Source organism: Ralstonia edaphi, assembly GCF_958350185.1.
GTDB lineage: Bacteria > Pseudomonadota > Gammaproteobacteria > Burkholderiales > Burkholderiaceae > Ralstonia > Ralstonia edaphi.
Window position 1 is genome coordinate 1 of the sequence record NZ_CATWHI010000003.1, and the last position, 18,842, is coordinate 18,842.

Genomic DNA, 18,842 nt, shown 5'->3' on the forward strand with positions numbered 1-18,842 from the left:
TCACTTCGGTAGCGACGCCCGCTTCCTTCAGGCGGACCGCTTCTTCCACGGCGATCTCGTCGAACGGGTTCATGCTCATCTTGACGTTGGCCAGATCGACACCGCTGCCGTCCGTCTTCACGCGAACCTTCACGTTGTAATCGATCACGCGCTTGACTGCGACCAGGACTTTCATCGTGCCTTCCCTCTTGCTGTTTATAGAATCCGGCCGCTGTTCAGAATGGAGTTCGGGTCGAACAATGCCTTGAGGCTGCGCATCAACGAAATCTCTTCCGTGGACCGGCTGTTGTGCAAGAACGCCTTCTTGATAACGCCGATGCCATGTTCCGCAGAGATGGAGCCACCCACGTCCCGAACCGCGGTGTAGACGATGTCCTCGACGCAATGCAGGTTCTCGTCGGTCAGGTGAGGGCCCGACAGGACGTGCAGGTTGCCGTCGCCGATGTGTCCGAAGAACAGATGCCGCTGATCTGGAAACCTTCGCGTCAAAACCTCTCGGGTCGAACTCACGAACGTCTCCATGGCGGCCATCGGGATTCCCACATCAAACGCAGCGTGGGGTTTCATCTGGGCCAGCAGTTCGCCGACAGTTTCCCGGTATTGCCATAGCCGTTCCTTGTCATCGAGCGACTGCGCAACGATGACGTCCATCACCGTCTCCGCTTCCAACGCGTCGCCCAGGAAGGTCTCGAGCTGCCGACGCTCTTCCTCCTCGTTGGCACCCTGCGTTTCAATCAGGACGTAGACGGGCGCCTCCGCTGCAAATGGCTGGCGAAGCGATGCAACCTGCATGGCCGCTGCCATGAAATCGGCCCACATCACCTCAAATGCCGAGAGGCTGGGCAGCGCCATACGCGCTTGTTTAAGGAGTCGAGCGGCGGACGAGAATGAAGGCAGTGCACACAACGCGGTGCACGAACTGGTCGGCTTGGGGGTCAGTTTCAAGACGAGCCGCGTGATGACACCCAGCGTCCCCTCACTGCCAATGAAAAGATGCTTCAGGTCGATGCCGGTGGTGTTTTTCTCCACTCGGTTGAGCATCGTAAGGAGGGTACCGTTGGGCAATGCAACTTCGATGCCCAGCACCATTGCGCGCATGGTTCCGTAGCGGATGACGCGATTTCCCCCCGCATTGACAGCAGCGTTTCCGCCCAGTTGGCAGGATCCTCGCGCACCGAGGTCCAAGGGGAATGACCACCCGTGCTCTTCAACGCTCTTCTGCAGCGCTTCAAGGACCACCCCAGCTTGTACGACGGCGATACCGCCAACCGCATCGATCTCTTCAATGCGGTTCAGCCGCGAAAGCGAAAGCGCAATCTCGCCCGGGCGCGGCGTGCCTCCACCGGCAAGCCCGGTCAGACCGCCTTGCACCACAACAGGCTGCGAAAAGCGCGAACACACGTCGAGCGCGGCAGCCACCTGTTGCGACGTCTGCGGCAGCAGAACCAGTCCGGGCAACTGCCTTGGCGCTTCGCTCCAGTCGCCGGCGTACGCCGACACGAGGTCCTCGTCACGGACGATGCAAGCCTCTCCGAGCACGTCGACCAGGGCGGCGTACAAGTCTTCTAGGTGGTGTTTCATGATGCAGATTCCTGATTGAGCAGGCTGGCAGCGGCCTTGTGCGACTGGTCTCGAAGCGCGAATACGATGGCGCCCGACGCAAAGAGACATCCGGCAATGACGTAGAGCGCCAGGTTCGTACTGCCGGTGTGATCGACAATCCAGCCGACCATGTAAGGGCTCAGGAAGCCGGCGAGATTGCCCACTGAGTTGATCAACGCGATGCCAGCAGCGGCTGCAACGCCGCCCAGCAGGGAAGTTGGAATTCGCCAGAACACAGGCGCAAGACACTGCAGACCCATGCAAGCCAGCGTAAGCGCCACAATTGAGACGGCTCGATGATCGCTATATGCAGCACTCAAGGCCAACCCGGCCGCTCCCGCAATCGCCGCCACCAAGTAGTGCCAGCGATGCTCGTTTCGATGATCGGCACTGCGTCCGACAACGAGCATGGCCGCAATACCAAACGCATACGGAATCGCGGACAGCAGCCCGACTTCAGAGGGCGACTTCACACCCAGATTTTTGATGATGGAAGGAAGCCAGAACCCGAATCCGTACTGGCCCATGGCTGCCCCGAAGTAGACGAGTGCCAAGACCCAGACAAGGGGTCGTCGAAACGCAGCAGACAATGAAACCGTCGTTTTGCGTTGGCTATCCGCTTGAATGTTGGCAACCAGCAGTTGCTGCTCCGCCGGGGTCAGCCATTTGGCGGCATGAATGCTGTCGTCGAGATAAAAAAGGGCGGCGATGCCAATGACGAGCGAGGGAACGCTTTCGACAAGAAAGAGCCACTGCCAGCCGGCCAAAGCGTGATAGCCGTCGAGCGCAGTCAGGATCCACCCCGATAGCACACCCCCACTGACCCCAGCGATCGGGATGGCCGTCATGAAGATGGCGATCACGCGGCTCCTTCGGTTGGCGGGATACCAGTAGGTCAGATACAGGATGATGGCGGGAAAAAACCCCGCTTCGGCCGCCCCGATCAAAAAGCGCACTACGTAGAACGCCGTGGTGGAGTGTGCGAACGCCATGACGCCTGTGAGCAACGCCCACGTGATCATGATCCGCGCGATCCAGCGTCGCGCGCCTACGCGATGCATGACGAGGTTGCTCGGAACCTCAAAGAGGAAGTAGGCGAGGAAGAAGATTCCCGCACCGAAACCGTAGGCCTGCTCGCTCCATCCCAACTGGGAAACCATCTGAAGCTTGGCAAAAGCAACATTGACGCGGTCTAGAAACGCGATCACGAAGCACAGGCAAAGAAACGGGACCAACCGCCACGTGACTTTTCTGTAGGTGCGTTCTTCAGAATCGCCCGTCGTGGCGAGGGCCGCAATGATGGGGTGCGCCATGGTGTCTCCTTGGGTGGAATCGTTTTTTTTCTTTGGACTGGCGCGAGCATGCAGCACGGCATAGAACAACACAATCGATGAATAGTGGCCTATCATTAAGCTCGTCTTATTAATCGGTCGAACATGTCTCAAGCGCGTTTCACCCCGCGACAACTCAGCGCCTTCCTGACCGTTGCCGACGTTCGTAGCTTTGCCAAAGCGGGTGAGCGAATGAGTCTGTCAGCCTCGGCAATCAGCCAACTCGTGGCGGAACTCGAGGCGGCGGTGGGTTTTCGACTGTTTGATCGGACGACCCGCAGCGTGATGCTGTCCCCAGCGGGACGCGAGTTTTTGGCGCCGGCCAGAAGCGTGCTCAAGCACATTGAACTGGCCCAGTCATCCGCGGATGACATCCGCAATCGCGCGGCGGGCATCGTGCGCGTCGCTGCGCCCCTGGTGGTTGCCAGCACCATCCTGCCCGCGGCAATCAAGGCCTATGTGAAAGATCACCCTAAGGTCGTGATTCGCATCCGCGACGCGGCGGTGGACGATCTCATCAACATGGTGGTCAATGCTGACGTTGATCTCGCCATCGGACCTGACCAGGGGGTGTCGGAGGATGTCGCGAGCGTCGGCCTATTCCAAAGTCCTTGGGTGCTTTGGTGTGCGCGCAGCCATCCACTCGCCAAGCGGCGGGAAATTGCATGGGCAGACTTGCGTCATCAGCCGCTCGTTGCGGCGGGGCGGGACTACGAACGCAACGTATCCCTGATGCGAGCCGGCGCAGACGAACACGAGCGCATTGCACCCATGGATATCGTGGACAACATCAGTACAGCGCTGGGGATGGCGGCCGAGGGGTTGGCGCTTACGCTTGCACCGGCCTATGTTGGCCTGCTGGGTCGCCCGCTTGGTCTGGTGATGCGACACATCGTCGATCCAGAGGTGATGCGGCAGGTGTGTCTCTACCATTCCACTAGCCGGACAGTGTCGCCTGCGGCTGAAGGGTTTCGCGATCATCTAGTCGACTGGCTCAGGGGCAAAGACGATCTCGGGATGGCGGCGAGCAAAGCTAAATGATCTTTCGCTAGACGCTGGCAGCCGAGAATCTTCCAGTTATGCAATCGTGTCGCCGCACCCGGACGATTGCTGCACTAGGCACTCTCCCGATCAATGATGGAGAAACCGGTATCGATGCACACCGGGCCTCGGGCGGCGGCCATCTGGAACCGTTCAAGCAAAGCTGCTGCCGTCCGCTTGCCGATATCCGCACCGCCGACCTTGACCGTGGATAGCGCGGGGTGCAGTTGCGCCGCCATGGTCAGATCGCCGAAACCCATTACCGCCAGATCGTCAGGCACGTGCATGCCCCGGCTGGCTGCTTCCATCAGGACGCCCTCAGCAAGCGTGTCGGAGCTGCAGACGATGATGTCAGGCCTTGTGTATTCGAGCATGCGCCACAGCCCGCGCCGCCCGCCCTCAAGCGTTGCCGGTGCGGGCAGTGTTTCGAACGGACAGTCGCCGATGCCTTGTCTCGCAAGCTCTGCCTTGAAGCTTTCACATCGCCGCAAGCCGCGTGGGTCGTTGACCGAGATGACGCCGAAGCGGCGATAGCCCTTCTTCACTAGGTGGCGAGCAACGTCCCGTCCGACCTGTTCGTGTGAGAAGCCGATGGCCATGTCGATGGGCTTCTCGGTCAGATCCCAGATTTCCACGACGGGAATGCCGGCTCTGGTCAAGCGGTCGACAGTCGTGCTGGTGTGGTCGGTTCCCGCAAGAACGATGGCATCTGGCCGACGCCCCAGCAGTGCCTCGACCAAGGCTTCTTCACGACTGGCGGAGTAGCCAGTCAAACCTATCAGCGTCTGGTAGTTCGCCACCGACAATCCATCCATCAATGCCTGGACTGTCTCGGCAAAGATGGAGCTGGCAATGGTAGGCAGCAGAACAGCCACCAACCGGCTGCGGCTGCTGGCAAGGCCGCCGGCAAGCATGTTTGGCACATATCCCGTTGCCCGCACAGCCGCCAATACCTTCTTCTGCGTCTCCTCTCGGACGAGTTCAGGACGATTCAGGGCGCGCGAAACCGTCATGGGCGCGACGCCGGCCATGCGAGCCACATCGATGAGTGTCACGCTGGACGTCCCGTCGGCAGACGTGCCTTGCGACCGGCTTTTCGGCTTTCTGGCCATATTGCCCTCCCGGCAGAGTCAGTGGGGGATGGATGGAGGACGTTTTCGTCACCCTCGGTAACCGCAGGGTAAACGAGGATGATTGCGCAATCAATTCCGCTTGAATGATTGCGCAATCATCTAATAATGGCTTCGTCGGGTGCCGTATTTCACATGACACCGAAGGCGGCCCGGCAAAGAAAGATCTCGCTCAATTAGAAGCGAGCCTGGCATCCCACAGGAGACCCGTATGACCGTGCCAACTCAACTCGCGCATCGAACCGGGGTGCGATGGTTCATCTTGTCGATGATCTTCATCGTGACGGTATTCAACTATGTGGACCGCGCCACGCTGTCTATCGCGGCACCCGCGATGCGCCACGACCTCGGCTTTGACGCAATGGCCATGGGCATCGCGTTTTCGGCTTTCGGATGGGCCTACACGGCAATGCAGATCCCCGGCGGCCTGCTTCTCGACCGGTTCGGTGCGCGAATCGTGCTTGGAGTCAGCCTGCTTACATGGTCTGCCCTGACATTCCTCCAGGGCTACGTGCACCTGTTTGCAGCGTCAGCCTTCATCGTCCTCTTCGCGCTGCGCTTCCTGATGGGAATAGCCGAATCGCCAGCGTTCCCTTGCAACAGCCGGCTGACGGTGATGTGGTTTCCCACGCAGGAACGGGGGCTAGCGACATCAGTGTTCCAGTCAGCCCAGTACTTCGCGCTGGCAGCATTCACACCCATCATGACGTTCACCGTCAGTACATGGGGATGGCAGTGCGTCTTTTTCACTACGGGCGCCGTAGGTGTTTTGCTCGGACTGGTATGGCTACGCGTCGTCCGTGAACCATCCAGGCATGCCCGGGTGAACGCCGCAGAACTTCAGTACATCTCCACCGGCGGCGGCCTGCCCACCATGACAGATGGTCCGAGTCCGTTCAGCTGGCGTCAGTTGAAAGCGATCTCGGCCAATCGCATGATGGTGGGCATCTATATCGGTCAGTTCTGCCTGACGTCTATTACGTGGTTCTTTCTGACATGGTTCCCGACCTACCTCATCGAGGCGAAGGGCATGTCGATCTTGAAGGTGGGCGTGGTGGCAGCGATTCCCGCCGTTGCCGGTTGCCTGGGCGGAATGATCGGGGGCCTGTGGTCTGACTGGATGCTCAAGCGTGGCTTCAGTCTGACCGCTGCCCGCAAGATCCCGATCATTACCGGGCTGGCCCTGTCCAGCAGCATCGTCATTGCCAACTACGTGCAGTCGACCGCCATCGTGGTGCTCGTGATGTCGATCGCCTTCTTCGCCAAGGGTATTGGAAATCTCGGCTGGTGCATCGTGGGCGATGTCTCGCCCAAGAAAGCCATGGGCGTCAGCGGCGGCATCTTCAACCTGTGCGGCAATCTCGCAAGCATCGTTACGCCGTTGGCCATAGGTTGGATGATCAAGCAGACCGGTTCATTCGAGGCTGCGCTCACCTACGTTGCAGGCGTCGCTCTGGCGGGTGCGTTCTCTTATCTCTTGGTGGTCGGCAAGCTTGAGCGCCTTCCCTCCGAAGCCGCACCCGATATCAATTCGATTTCATCAACGGCTGCCGCGAAATCGTTGCCCTGATCTCGATGTAGCAGCAGTCAAACTTTCCATTTCTTCTCTTTAGCAATCACCATGAATCATCCTGACAGCCTTCTTACCGGCCAGCTCGCTCGCGACCGCATCGAGCACATTCGCATCAGTTCTGTTTTCCTGCCCCTTGCTGCCCCAATCAGCGACGCGAAAGTCCTCACCGGCCGCCAAAGGCCGATGACGGAAATCGCCATCCTGTTTGTCGAGATCAGCACGGCAGACGGCCATCGCGGTCTGGGCTTCAGCTATTCCAAACGTGCAGGTGGGCCAGGCCAGTTTGCGCATGCCAAGGAGATCGCGCCAGCACTCATCGGCGAAGATCCGAATAACATCGCGCGCCTGTGGGACAAGCTCGCTTGGGCTGGCGCATCGGTGGGCCGAAGCGGCTTGGCTGCCCAAGCTATCGGCGCCTTCGATGTCGCCTTGTGGGACATGAAAGCGAAACGTGCCAATTTGTCGCTTGCAAAGCTACTGGGTGCGCAACGTGATTCCGTTCGCTGCTACAACACCTCGGGTGGGTTCCTGCATACCCCACTTGATCAGTTGCTCGTCAATACCGACATCTCGCGCGCCAAGGGCATCGGGGGTATTAAGCTCAAGGTTGGTCAGCCGGATCGCGCCTTGGATGTGAAGCGTGTCGAAACGGTGCGGAAGCATCTCGGCGATGACTTCCCGCTCATGGTGGACGCCAACCAGCAGTGGGACCGACCGACTGCACAGCGTATGTGCCGCACCTTCGAGCAATTCAACCTGGTTTGGATCGAAGAACCGCTTGATTGCCATGACGCAGAGGGCCATGCCGCCCTGGCCGCACAGTTCGACACGCCGATCGCCACGGGGGAGATGCTGACCAGCGTGTCAGAGCACTGGGAATTCATCCGACAGCGCGGGGCGGATTACCTCATGCCGGATGGCCCGCGCGTTGGAGGCGTCACCCCCTTCCTCAGGATTGCCGCGTTGGCGGACCACGCGGGCCTCATGCTTGCGCCGCACTTTGCAATGGAACTACACGTTCACCTTGCGGCGGCATATTCCCGGGAACCGTGGGTCGAGCATTTCGAGTGGCTGGAGCCCCTGTTCAACGAGAAGCTGGACACCCGCGATGGGCGGATGATTGTCCCCACGCGTCCGGGCCTTGGGTTGTCCTTGAGCGAGCGGGTCGCAGGTTGGACCGCTCAGGCGACTGAAATCACAAATTGACAATAGAGGAAGTAGGACCCGCGTTCTTTCGGGATGGAAACGACGCCATCCTGTGAGCGGGGGGAGAGCGATATTGTTGCTAGAGGTCTTATCGATCCGATCTTTTGCCATAAGCGAAGAAAGGCAGGGAAGCGACGGGAGAAGATTCCGCCCCGCGAAGCACTCTTGCAAATGCTCGCGATGCAACAGTCAAAGACGGTTCAGCGCGAGTGTCGGCGTTGTCGGGACTGTAAATGTGACCCCTTCGAGGACTTGCCACGACTGCTTACGCGGCGCCAACCTCGCTTGGCATAAGTTGACGAACGTTATCGCCAAGCCATGAAAGCCAGCAAACTGAAACTTACGAAGGCGAAATGCGCTTTCGTCGCGTCAGATACTCAGTATCCGACGAATGCGAAGAAATTCGACCCTGAATGACAAAGACGCCTCCACCGACGGGCGGAGGCGTTTTTGTTAGTCCAGCCATCCCCGAATCGTGGATGCCATGACATTGGTGGAAATGCCGTAGCGGTCATGCAGCGTCGGCAGTGCACCGGCATCCAGGAACGCATCCGGCAGTCCCACCTGGCGGAACGGCACGCTGACGCCGGCGCGCATCAACGTGCCTGCGACCGCCTCGCCCAGCCCGCCGATCACGGTGTGGTTCTCCGCCACCACCACGAGCCGGCCTGAGCGTCGTGCCTCGCGCAGGATCGTCTCCGTATCGAGCGGCTTGATCGTCGGCACGTGCAGGACGCCCACGCCAATGCCATCGCCCTCCAGCGACTTGGCCACTTCGAGCGCGCGCATCGTCATGATGCCCGACGAGATGACGAGCACCTCGGCGCCGTCGCGCAGCAGCTTGGCCTTGCCCAGCTCGAACTGATAGCCGTATTCGTCAAGCACCACCGGCACGTTGCCGCGCAGCAGGCGCGCATAGACAGGCCCTTCATGCGCCGAAATGGCCGGCACCATCTGCTCGATCTCCAGCGCGTCGCATGGGTCGATGACGGTCATGTTCGGCATGGCGCGCATCAGCGCGAGGTCTTCGGCGGCCTGGTGGCTCGGCCCGTAGCCGGTGGTCAACCCAGGCAGCGCGCAGATGATCTTTACGTCGAGGTTGTCTTCGGCGATCGTCTGGTGCATGAAGTCGTATGCGCGACGGGTGGCGAAGACAGCGTAGGTCGTCACAAACGGCTGTGCACCTTCATTGGCCAAGCCGGCGGCGGCGCCCATGAGCAACTGCTCAGCCATGCCCATCTGGTAGTAGCGGTCCGGAAATTCCTTGGCGAAGATATGCAGATCGGTGTATTTGCCCAGGTCCGCGGTCATGCCGATGACGTTCGGCTTTACGCGCGCCAACTCGGCCAGCGCATGCCCAAACGGTGCTGGACGGGTTGCCTGCCCTTCCCCGGCGATCGACGCGATCATTGCCGAAGTCTTCAGCTTGGGCTTGTTGATGACGGTGCTGCTCATGCGGTCCTCCCGGCTTCCAGTGCTTGCAGCGCGAGCTGCCATTCGTGCGCATCAACGCGGATGAAGTGATTCTTTTCGCGTTGCTCCAGGAACGGAACACCGCAACCCATGCGGGTGTCGCAGATGATCATGCGCGGTTGTGCACCCTTGTGCGCGCGCGCTGCATCGAAGGCGGCCTTGACCGCATCGATGTCGTTGCCATCCACGCGCTGGGTGAACCAGCCGAACGCTTCAAGCTTCGGCAGCAACGGCTCGAACGCCATGATCTGCGTCGACGGGCCGTCGGCCTGCTGGTTGTTCACGTCCACCACGGCGATCAGGTTGTCCAGCTTCCAATGCGCGGCGGACAGCAACCCCTCCCACACGGCGCCCTCATCCAGCTCGCCATCTGAGAACAGCGTGTAGACGAACGCGTCGGAGCCCTTGCGTTTGAGGCCGAGGCAGCGGCCGACTGCAATCGTGAGCCCCTGCCCCAACGAGCCACCGGACATCTCCATGCCGGGCGTATAGCTGGCCATGCCAGACATCGGCAGGCGGCTGTCGTCACTGCCGTATGTCTCCAGCTCTTCGGCAGGCAGGATGCCAGCTTCGAGCAAGGCGGCGTAGAGCGCGATCGCATAGTGGCCGTTGGAGAGCAAGAAGCGGTCGCGGCCTCCCCAGTCGGGGTCTTCGGGTCGATAGCGCATGGCGCCGAAGTAGGCAACGGCAAGCACGTCGGCAATGTCCAGCGCTTGTCCGATGTAGCCCTGGCCTTGCACTTCGCCCATCAAGAGCGCGTTGCGGCGGATGCGGTAAGCGCGCTCGGCCAGGGGCACGGCGTCGGTCGGTGGCAATGATGTGGAAGTCATGATTGTTCCTGTGATGAAGCGGGGAGCACGGGCGACAGAGACAGTCACCGGCTCAACGGTTGACGGTCTTCGCCGGCACGAAGAACACCAGCACGGCGCCAAGTACGATGGCCGACGAGATGAAGATCAGCCCCGCCGTTGATTTACCCGTCAGATCGTTGAGCCAGCCGACAATGGCCGGAGAAAAGAACCCTGCGAGGTTGGCGAAGCAGTTGACTGCAGCGATGCCTGCAGCGGCCGACATGCCGCCCAACATGGCGGTGGGCAACGACCAGAACTGCGATGACGAAGACAGGATCCCAGCGGCAGCAATGCTCAGGCAGACCAGCGCGGCGCCTACGTTGCCAATCAACGGCAGCGCTGCGAACCCGGCGGCCGCCACCACCATCGGCACGGCAAGATGCAGGCGGCGCTCGCGGTGGCGATCAGCGCTCATGCCGATCAGCGGCAGCGCGACGATGGCGCATACGTAAGGCACGGCGGTGAACACGCCCACCAACAGCGGATCCGCCACGCCAGCCTTGCGGATCAACGTCGGCAGCCAGAACGTCAGCCCGTATTGCCCAAGCACCACGCAGAAGTAGATGGCAGCCAGCAGCCACAGGCGGCGGTCGGCGATGAAGGCGCCCACCGAACCATGTGCGGTTTTCTGTGCGTTGTCGCCGGCGACGTTGCGCTCGAGCAGCGCCTTTTCCGCATCGGTCAGCCACTTGGCGTTGGCAATCCCGTTGTCGAGATAGAAGAGAATCGCCACACCCAGCAGCAGCGAAGGCAAGGCTTCGATGAGGAACAGCCACTTCCAGCCGGCCAACCCCGCCGCACCGTGGAACGTATGCAGGATGTAGCCCGACAGCGGCCCGCCGACGATGCCTGCCAGCGGGATCGCCATGAAGAACATCGACAATGCCTTGGCCCGGCGCTGCGACGGGAACCAGTACGTCATGTACAGGATGACGCCCGGCGCGAAGCCCGCTTCGGCGACCCCGAGCAGAAAGCGCAGCACGTAGAACGACGTCGGCGTGCTCACGAACGCAAAGCCCGCTGAGATGACGGCCCACGTCAACATGATGCGCGCCAGCCAATTGCGCGCGCCCACCTTGTGCAGGATCACATTGCTTGGCACTTCAAAGAGAAAGTAGCCGAGAAAGAAAATGCCGGCGCCCAAGCCATACACCGTCTCGCTGAACCGCAGATCGTTGAGCATCTGCAGCTTGGCGAAGCCCACGTTGACGCGGTCCAGATAGGCGCCTAGGTAACAGATCATCAGGAAGGGAATGAGCCGACGCGCAACCTTGGCGTAGGTGCGGGACTCGAACGTGGCCGCATCCGCGCGCGCCGACTCGTCGCCCGGCAAGGGCGATGCAAACTTCGTGGTCATGGTGTCTCCTACCATGTGCCCCGGGTGGGCCCGGGTGCATGTGTCTCGAAGAAGTCCACGGCCGGTATGCCAGCCATGGCGGTGTGGGTCGTTCAGTGGATCAGCATGCCGCCGTTCACGTCGAGCGTGATGCCTGTCAAGTAGGCAGACAGATCGCTGATGAGGAACAGGCACGCGTTGGCAACGTCGGCCGCATCGCCAAGCCGGCCGAGCGGAATGCCCTTGATGATCTCCGCGCGCATCTCGGGCGTGAGCTTGTCCCCGGTGATGTCGGTCTGGATGAGCCCCGGCGTGATGGAGTTGATGCGGACATTGTCGCCACCAAATTCCCGTGCCATGGCCTTGGCCAGCCCCAGCACGCCCGCCTTTGCGGCGCTGTAGTGCGGGCCACCGAAAATACCGCCGCCACGCTGTGCGGATACCGACGACATGCAGACGATGCTGCCGCCCTTGTGCGCCTTCATGTGCGGCAACACAGCCTGCGACATATAGAGCGTGCCGCGCAAGTTCACATCGACCACAGCATCGAAATTGCCGGCCTGGATGTCCAGCGTGCGCAGCGGCTGCGTGATCCCGGCGTTATTGATGAGACCGTCAATGCGGTCGTATTTGGTGAGAGCGGCTTGCACAGCGGCATCGCAGGCGCTGCGATCGGTTACATCGCAGGCGAGGCCCAGATGCCCGTCCCCAAGATCGCGCGCCGCCTGCTCTGCATCTTCAAGCCGCAGATCCAGCACCACCACCCGTGCACCGTGTGCAGCAAGCGCCTTCGCCGTCGCCTTGCCGATACCGCGGGGCGAGGCCGCCCCGGTCACGATGACTACCTTGTTCTCGAGCAACATCGTTGTCTCCTGCTTGTTGGAATCTTGTTGGCTGCAGTGTTGTTCCAGCAGACGATTCGATCAACGCAGTTGGATTCAACTATGGCTGAGAAATTTTCAGATATGGGCCGCGACGGCCTTGGTGCGCTGCACCACACAAGCCTGCGGCGCTATGTCGTCGGATGCAGCGTCAGTTGCCGGTCGACCCAGGCAAGAAAGCGCTTCACGCGGGGCAGGTCGGCGTTCTGTGGTGGAAACACGATGTGGTGTCCAGCGACCTCAAGCGCGTGGTCGTCGCCAAACACTGGCGCCAGCCGCCCCTGCGCCACGAGGACCGAGGCCAGCAACGTGCTCTCCAACGCCACGCCAAGCCCGAGTGCCGCGGTCTCAAGCGACATGTATGAGCGGTCGAACGCAAAGTCGAACGCCACATGCATGTGTTCAACGCCCACACGCGCGAACCACTGCTGCCACTGCACAAGCGGCGTTTCGGATCGAATGAGTCGATGCGCGAGCAAATCCTCCGGGGATGACACCGGGTGTTTGTCTAGATATGCGGGCGACGCCAGCGGGACAATGCGTTCGCCGCGCAGCGTCTTGATCTGGACGTCGCGCCAATGTGCGTGTCCATAGCGGATATCGATGTCGTAAAAGCCGCTGGTAAACGAGACATCCTCATACGAACACGAGACATTCAAGCGGATGTCGCTGTGGTCCTCCTGGAACGCCGCGAGCCGGGGCAATAGCCACATCAGGCCGAAGCTTGGGCTGGAGTGCACGCGCAAGATCTCAACTTCGGCGCGGCTGGAGGCGCGCTCAGTGGCGCGGCCCAGGTCGGCAAGCGCCCCCGTGATGTCACGCAAGTACTGCTCACCTACGGGCGTCAGTACTAAGCCGCGCCCTTGCCGGAAGAACAAAGGCTGGCCAATCGCCGCCTCCAGATTGCTGATCTGGTGGCTGACAGCCGACGCTGTCAGGCCAAGCTCTTCGGACGCGCGATTCACGCTCTTCGTCCGCGCGACGGATTCGAACGCGATGATCGCCTTCATTGGGGGAATACGCATGTTTCGCATCGCGGGCCGCGGCGAGCAGTTGACGGAATACGAAGCCTAGCCTCTTTTGCTGTGCGGCATGGACAGTTCCACACTCAGTTGTGGGCTAATCCCTGCTCTCTTCCACTGTTTCGATCCCGAGAGCGGGCAGGCAGCTTGTGACTTGCGCTCGCCTAGCGCGTCGGATTTCCAGAGAGGTTGTATCAGGACGTCCAGGGCCGACGGGCACCCGCGAAAATTCAGAGTTACGTGAACCAAAACGCGGATAGTTCAAAGTTAAGCGAACCACGAGTTCAACGTTGGCCGAGCAACTCGGCCGGGAAGGCCTGCAAATCCTGACCTACCGGTTCAGCGTTGAGTGAATCTCGACATTTGGAACTTCAGTCACTCAATTTGGAACTACCTCGACGATCAAGGCGGCAGCCTCAGCATCTTTTCCTTTGTTTTCAGTCACTTATCCTGCAGGAGTTCTCCGTCGCTGCGGGCAGGCCGTTCCGTTCTTCCTAGATCGCAGTGACGCGACGGAGGACAACAGGAACGCTCATCCAAGCACGGGGAGTGTGATGTAGATGCCCGGAACGGGCGATCGGTGTAGTGATACGTCCTGCTCCACAGGCCGCTTCCAGCCTAGGACCACCCTGCTTGTTGGCCCGCTCTATAAAAAAGCTGGGGGGTGTCGAGGCTCCCGCGCCCGTCACTCCAGAATGCAATCAATAAAAAAACGCCTGCCCCTAAGGTCGAGAGAGAACGGAGGTAACACGGGGCAGGCGTGAGCCAAAATTTACCGCTGCATACGCGGAATTCAACACAACGTCTGAGGCACCGTGAGCCTCATCGTGCCGGCATCTTGATTCTGAGTGCTGGTCGGCATGCCGCCGCTGAGCGGATCAAAGGGCCCCATTTCCCATCACGGGCCTTTCGCATTCCCTTTGCGCGCTCCGCTCAAACTGGGCGACCGTCGTGGCACGCGAAGCTGTCAGCGGTGCGAGAGCGAGCACGCTAGGTACTTCCGACTTGGCAATCATCTTCTTCAATGAAATTAAGCCCCTCTGACTGAAACACCTGCCCAGCACATACGCTTTCTAGTCGGCGTTACTCCGGCACAAGGCTCCCTGCCTGTTGTTCGGTCTGATGCCGATCCGGCGGCGCCTTCGTCGCATAGCCCGGCCCAATCCTGAACCAGATGGAGTACATGGCTGGCAAGAACACCAGCGTCAGGATCGTCCCTGCGAACGTGCCGCCAATCAGGGTGTAAGCCAGTGCTCCCCAGAACACCGAATGGGTGAGCGGAATAAAGGCGAGGATGGCGGCCAAGGCGGTGAGGATCACCGGACGCGCTCGCTGCACCGTAGCCTCTACGACGGCCCTGAACGGGTCCAGCCCCTCATCCTTGTTGTGCTGGATCTGACCGATTAGGATCAGCGTGTTGCGCATCAAGATGCCTGACAGCGCAATCAGGCCGACCAGCGCGTTGATGCCGAACGGCTTGCCGAACAGGATCAGCGTCGGCACCACGCCGATCAGCCCGAGGGGACTGGTCAGGAAGACCATCACCATCGCCGGAATGGATCGCACTTGGAAGATGAGGATCAGCAGCGTCACGGCCAACATGATAGGGAACAGCGGCAGCATGGCCTTCGTCGCCTTGCCCGACTCTTCGATTGAACCGGCTTGCTCAATGCGGTATCCGCTCGGCAGCTTCTCGATGATGGGCTGAAGCTGCTTGCTGATGGCGGTCGACACATCGGGCGGTTGCAGACCGTCGGCAATATCGCCACGCACCGTGATGGTCGGCATGCGGTCGCGACGGCGCATGATGGGCTCCTCCATGCGCACCTCGATCTTGCCGATCTGCGAGAGGGGAATGCGCTGCCCATTGGCACCGGCCAGCGTGAAGTCTCCGACCTTGGCCGGGTCGAGCCGCACGTTGCCGGCCGAGCGCGCCGTCACCTGCACGGTGCGGATGTCTTCGCGCACTGCCGTCACCGGAACGCCGTTGAGCAGAAATTGAAGTTGCTGCGCGACGGCACTGGAAGTCAGGCCAACGGCTTGCAGACGGTCTTGCTGCAAGGTGAAATGCAGCGTGGGGACGCGCGTGCCCCAGTCCGTATTGACCGTGCGCATCATCGGGCTGGCGTCCATGACATGCTGCACATCAGCAGCGATACGCCGCAGCGTTTCCGCATCCGTGCCAGTGACGCGATAGGCAACGGGGAACGGCGAATATGGCCCGAACACAAGCTGCGTGACACGTACACGCGCCCCCGGGGCCAGGCCATCTGCAACCGCCTGACGTAGCCGCTGCTTCAGCATGTCACGCTCTTCCTGGCTGTCGGTGCGGATCACGATCTTGGCGAACGAGGGGTCGGGCAGCTCCGGCCCCATCGCCAGATAGAAGCGCGGCGCGCCCTGGCCGATATAAGCCGTCACGATCTTGGCTTCCTTCTGCTTGGCGAGCCAGGCTTCGATCTTTGCGGTCGCCGCGTCGGTCTGGTTGATCGACGTGCCATAAGGCATCTGCACCTCGACCAGCACTTCTGGGCGATCCGAGATCGGGAAGAACTGCTTCTTAACCACCGCCATGCCCGCAATGGCCAAGGCGAAGAGGCCCACCACCGCGCCCGCGACTAGCCATTTGCGCGCAATCACGCGCCCGAGCAGCACTCGGAAGCGGTTGTAGCGCGGGGTGTCGTAAATCGCATCGTGGCCGCCTTCGACCTTCTTGAAATCGGGCAGCATCTTCACGCCCAGGTACGGCGTGAACACCACCGCGACCACCCAGGATGCAATCAGCGCAATGCCGACAATCCAGAACATGTTGCTGGTGTATTCACCCGCCGTGGATCGCGCAAAGCCGTTGGGCATGAAGCCGACGGCCGTGACCAGCGTGCCCGACAGCATGGGCGCGGCGGTGTGGCTCCACGCATAGGCCGAAGCGGCCACGCGGCTGTAGCCCTCTTCCATCTTCACCACCATCATTTCGATGGCGATGATCGCGTCGTCCACTAGCAGGCCCAGCGCCAGGATCAGCGACCCGAGGGTAATGCGATCGAAGTTCTTTCCTGTCGCGGCCATGACCACAAACACCACGGCGAGCGTCAGTGGCACGGCTGCGGCCACCACAAGGCCTGCGCGCCAGCCCATGCTGATAAAGCTCACCAGCATCACCACCAGTAGCGCAGCAAAGAACTTGAGCATGAACTCGTCGACTGCACCGGCGATGTTGACGGCTTGGTCCGTCACCTTAGTCAGACTCATGCCGAGCGGCATGTCCGCATTGATGGCGCCGACTTCCTTGTCGAGTGCCTTGCCCAGATCGAGCCCGTTCCATCCATCGCGCATGACGACGCCCAACAGCAACGCGGGCTGCCCGCCATTGCGCACCATGAATGTGGCGGGGTCTTCATAACCGCGCTTGACAGTGGCAATGTCCGAGAGCTTCAGCGTGCGGCCCTGCGAGACCACCGGCGTATCGCGAATCTTCTGCAGCTCGTCAAACGCGCCATCCAGGCGGATGAACACCTGCGGCCCTTTCGTTTCGACCGAGCCGGCGGCCGTCAGTGCATTCTGGCTGTTGAGCGCGGCAAACACGTCTTGCGGGCTCACGCCGAGCGTCGCCAGCCGGTCATGTGAGAACTCGACGTAGATGCGCTCGGACTGTTCGCCGATGATGTTCACCTTCTTCACGCCTGGCACGTGCAGCAGGCGCTGGCGCAGCGTCTCCGCATCGCGCGCGAGCGCACGTTGCGGCTCGCCCTGTGCCTTCAGTGCAAACAGGGCAAAGGTCACGTCCGAATATTCGTCATTGACGATGGGTCCGATCACGCCGGACGGCAGGTTGGCCACCTCGTCACCGACCTTCTTGCGCGCTTGATAGAACTCCTCCTGCACTTCCGATGGTGGCGTGCTATCGAGCAACGTTAGCGTAGTGAACGCGAGACCGGGCCGCGTGTACGTTTCCGTGCGATCGTACCAGCGCAGCTCCTGCATGCGCTTTTCGATCTTCTCAGCCACCTGGTCCTGCATTTCCTGCGCGGTGGCGCCCGGCCACACAGTGACGATGTTCATCACCTTGACCGTAAACGCCGGGTCTTCCGCGCGGCCCAGTTTGAAGAACGAAATAAGCCCCGCCAGCGAGATGAGGCAGATGAGGAACAGCGTAACGGCACGCTCGCGCACCGCCAGGGCCGAGAGGTTGAAACGACCTTGGCTCACGGGCGCACCTCTGCAATTGCAGCAACTGCGGTAGCGGCCTGCTGACCTGCCACGCGCACTTGCTGTCCTTCGCGTAGCAGTTGTGCGCCGAGCGCGACTATGCGGTCTCCCTGCTTGACCTGGCCTGCAACGCGGGCGCCTTCATCGCTTAGGCGCAGGAGCGCGATGGACCGCCACGAGACCTTCGCTGGATCACCCTGGATGACCCACACGCCGGGGCCCTTGCCGGCGTCGAACACGGCACCGAGGGGTACCTGCAAATCGGCCACTTGAAGATCGCCTTGCGCCGTCGCTGCCCGCTCGGGAATCCGAATCGTGACGGTCGCGCCCAACGGCGCGTTGGCCAGATCGCCGTCGAGCACATAGCGCGCTTCATACGTGCGGGTAAGCCGGTCCGCAGCATCCGATAGTTGCCGCAGCTTGGCGGGCGTGCCGTCGCCTTCCCTGCCGAACAACGTGGCCTGCGCGACCGAGCCGATTGCGGGACGCAACGTTTCCGGCAACTGGACCACTGCCTCACGGCGGCCAGCGTGAGCCAAGCGCACCACCGCCTGCCCGGCATTAACGACTTGGCCGGGCTCGGCCAACGTTTCCATGACCACGCCGTCACCGTCGGCAACGAGTTCTGCGTAACGGCTGGCGTTGCGGGCGACATCCGCCTGCGCTTCAGCGGCGCTCAATTGCGCTTTTGCCGCGTCCGCCGCCGCCTTAGCTTGGTCGTAAGAGGAAGCGGAAATCGCGCCAGTCCCGCGCAGATCGCGGTAGCGCGCTTCATCTTCCGCCGTCTGCTGCGCGCGTGCGCGGGCGGCCGCTACGGCTTCTTGCTGCGCATGCGCGGCGAGCTTCAGATCGACCGGGTCGATGCGCATGAGCGGCTGCCCGCGCTTGACGGTCTGACCTGCATCCACCAACCGCTCCAGCACCTTGCCAGGCACGCGGAAGCCGAGGTCGCTCTGCACCCGGGCAGCCACGACACCCGTGAACGATCGGGATGCCGACGCAACGGGCTGAACGAATGCAACACGCACCAATGGGGCCTCGGTGCGCGGGTCGCCGGGAGCCTTTTCGCCGCAAGCGGTCAACGTCAGCGGCAATGCAAGAACAGCGGTAGAGGTGATAAAGCGACGCGAAAGCATGAAAGCCCCATCGACAGGATGATCTGGGCTTTCATTCTTGTTCAAGTGACTAAT

General features: G+C 61.3%; 13 protein-coding genes and 1 pseudogene. 3 read left to right on the top strand and 11 right to left on the bottom strand.

Features of this window, described 5'->3' with window-relative positions; all coding sequences use genetic code 11:
* The 3 genes and pseudogenes from R2669_RS10420 to R2669_RS10430 all read right to left on the bottom strand — a co-directional run.
* Positions 1-175 (bottom strand): annotated as a pseudogene (locus R2669_RS10420) (electron transfer flavoprotein subunit beta/FixA family protein); the annotation flags it as partial.
* A gap of 20 nt (positions 176-195) precedes the next feature.
* Positions 196-1,581, bottom strand: coding sequence for an FAD-binding oxidoreductase (locus tag R2669_RS10425; protein WP_316888374.1), 1,386 nt, complete (start codon positions 1,579-1,581; stop codon positions 196-198).
* A complete protein-coding gene (locus tag R2669_RS10430) occupies positions 1,578-2,915 on the bottom strand; it encodes an MFS transporter (protein WP_147216741.1) in 1,338 nt (445 codons plus the stop codon). Before R2669_RS10430 ends, R2669_RS10425 begins: the two co-directional genes overlap by 4 nt.
* 123 nt (positions 2,916-3,038) lie before the next feature.
* Here R2669_RS10430 and R2669_RS10435 point away from each other — a divergent pair, with 123 nt between their 5' ends.
* Positions 3,039-3,974 (top strand): LysR family transcriptional regulator, encoded by a 936-nt coding sequence (locus tag R2669_RS10435; protein ID WP_102064638.1) that lies wholly within the window; start codon positions 3,039-3,041, stop codon positions 3,972-3,974.
* Between the two features lie 74 nt (positions 3,975-4,048).
* On the opposite strand, the gene R2669_RS10440 is transcribed toward R2669_RS10435, so the two are convergent.
* Positions 4,049-5,029, bottom strand: coding sequence for a LacI family DNA-binding transcriptional regulator (locus R2669_RS10440; RefSeq protein WP_316888377.1), 981 nt, complete (start codon positions 5,027-5,029; stop codon positions 4,049-4,051).
* A 286-nt stretch (positions 5,030-5,315) separates the two neighbouring features.
* On the opposite strand from R2669_RS10440, the gene R2669_RS10445 reads away from it, so the two are divergent.
* Complete coding sequence (locus tag R2669_RS10445; protein WP_147216737.1) at positions 5,316-6,674, top strand: MFS transporter; 1,359 nt, start codon at positions 5,316-5,318, stop codon at positions 6,672-6,674.
* A gap of 51 nt (positions 6,675-6,725) precedes the next feature.
* Positions 6,726-7,883, top strand: coding sequence for an L-talarate/galactarate dehydratase (locus R2669_RS10450; RefSeq protein WP_316899998.1), 1,158 nt, complete (start codon positions 6,726-6,728; stop codon positions 7,881-7,883).
* Positions 7,884-8,336: 453 nt separating this feature from the next.
* On the opposite strand, the gene R2669_RS10455 is transcribed toward R2669_RS10450, so the two are convergent.
* The 7 genes from R2669_RS10455 to R2669_RS10485 all read right to left on the bottom strand — a co-directional run bounded on the left by R2669_RS10455 (position 8,337) and on the right by R2669_RS10485 (position 18,788).
* Positions 8,337-9,338, bottom strand: coding sequence for a transketolase family protein (locus tag R2669_RS10455; RefSeq protein WP_316888382.1), 1,002 nt, complete (start codon positions 9,336-9,338; stop codon positions 8,337-8,339).
* On the bottom strand, positions 9,335-10,186 hold the full coding sequence (locus R2669_RS10460) for a transketolase (RefSeq protein WP_316888384.1): 852 nt from the start codon (positions 10,184-10,186) through the stop codon (positions 9,335-9,337). Before R2669_RS10460 ends, R2669_RS10455 begins: the two co-directional genes overlap by 4 nt.
* Positions 10,187-10,238: 52 nt before the next feature.
* Positions 10,239-11,564, bottom strand: a complete 1,326-nt coding sequence (locus R2669_RS10465) for an MFS transporter (RefSeq protein WP_102064632.1) — start codon at positions 11,562-11,564, stop codon at positions 10,239-10,241.
* A gap of 92 nt (positions 11,565-11,656) precedes the next feature.
* Entirely contained in the window at positions 11,657-12,406 is a 750-nt protein-coding gene (locus R2669_RS10470; protein ID WP_147216729.1) for an SDR family NAD(P)-dependent oxidoreductase, read from the bottom strand.
* Positions 12,407-12,555: 149 nt separating this feature from the next.
* Positions 12,556-13,449, bottom strand: coding sequence for a LysR substrate-binding domain-containing protein (locus tag R2669_RS10475; RefSeq protein WP_096745283.1), 894 nt, complete (start codon positions 13,447-13,449; stop codon positions 12,556-12,558).
* Positions 13,450-14,529: 1,080 nt separating this feature from the next.
* Positions 14,530-17,652 carry an efflux RND transporter permease subunit gene (locus R2669_RS10480; protein ID WP_147216727.1) on the bottom strand — a complete coding sequence of 1,041 codons (3,123 nt, stop codon included), beginning with the start codon at positions 17,650-17,652 and terminating at the stop codon, positions 14,530-14,532.
* Positions 17,649-18,788, bottom strand: a complete 1,140-nt coding sequence (locus R2669_RS10485; protein WP_147216725.1) for an efflux RND transporter periplasmic adaptor subunit — start codon at positions 18,786-18,788, stop codon at positions 17,649-17,651. Before R2669_RS10485 ends, R2669_RS10480 begins: the two co-directional genes overlap by 4 nt.
* Positions 18,789-18,842 lie beyond the last annotated feature (54 nt).